Below are 757 nucleotides of genomic sequence, written 5' to 3'. Positions count from 1 at the left end.
CGGCTACTTGATACGGGCGACGCCGCCCGAGATTTCGATCGTTTCCGAACCGGTCAGCGCCTCGAGGTCGCCATTCGGCATGGTAACGAAACAGCCGGTCGGGCAGAATTCCGCGGTTTCGCCGGCGGCCAGCGCCAGCTCCGTCTTGCCACCGCCTTCGGTCACGACGAGTGTGCGGGTCTCGGCGTCCTTGTTGGTCGCGCTGGCGCCGAAGGCTGAACCGCCCACGGCAAGAAAAGCGATGGCGGCGACGAGAGACTTCCACATTTGCAATATCGGTGTTTCCACCGCCTCTGTTTGCATTTCGCAAGGCATTCTCGCCCTTTGCATGTGAGCTTATATGAGATGCAAGCTGAACGGCAACTGAATGCCGCATTCATGCCGCAATTGCTTTCGCTGTGTCGAAAGCCGGTGATACCTGGATATCAATATTACCCTAATCGGGATCCGGCTTGCGGGTCTTGCGCCCGGATCTGGCCAGGCGTTTCGTCTCGGCCGCGGCTTCGGCCGCCGCGCGCTCCTTCTCGACGAATTCAGCCTCGATCTGGTCATCGTCGATCGGCCATGCGTCATGCTTTTTGGTCTCGACGACGGCGCGCGGCGCCGACGGAATTTCGATATGCTGATCCGCGAACTCATCGAGGACGGCAAACCGGATGTCGTTCTGTACGATGTTGCCATTCATGACGTCGGCCAGGAACACACGGATTTCGAATTCGAGAGCGGCCGGCCCGAAATTGGTGAACAGCACGAAGGG

The 757-nt window shown here is 59.6% G+C and carries 1 protein-coding gene and 1 pseudogene; both read right to left on the bottom strand.

All coding sequences use genetic code 11. The features are described from left to right. Positions 1-3: 3 nt before the first annotated feature. Positions 4-267 carry a hypothetical protein gene (locus EOA86_RS36995; protein ID WP_029351968.1) on the bottom strand — a complete coding sequence of 88 codons (264 nt, stop codon included), beginning with the start codon at positions 265-267 and terminating at the stop codon, positions 4-6. Between the two features lie 169 nt (positions 268-436). Beyond that, positions 437-757 (bottom strand): annotated as a pseudogene (locus EOA86_RS36990) (mechanosensitive ion channel family protein); the annotation flags it as partial.

The organism is Mesorhizobium sp. M5C.F.Ca.IN.020.32.2.1, assembly GCF_004023105.1.
Taxonomy (GTDB): domain Bacteria; phylum Pseudomonadota; class Alphaproteobacteria; order Rhizobiales; family Rhizobiaceae; genus Mesorhizobium; species Mesorhizobium wenxiniae.
The sequence above is the reverse complement of the archived record's forward strand: the minus strand, read 5'-3'. Positions and strand labels throughout refer to the sequence as shown.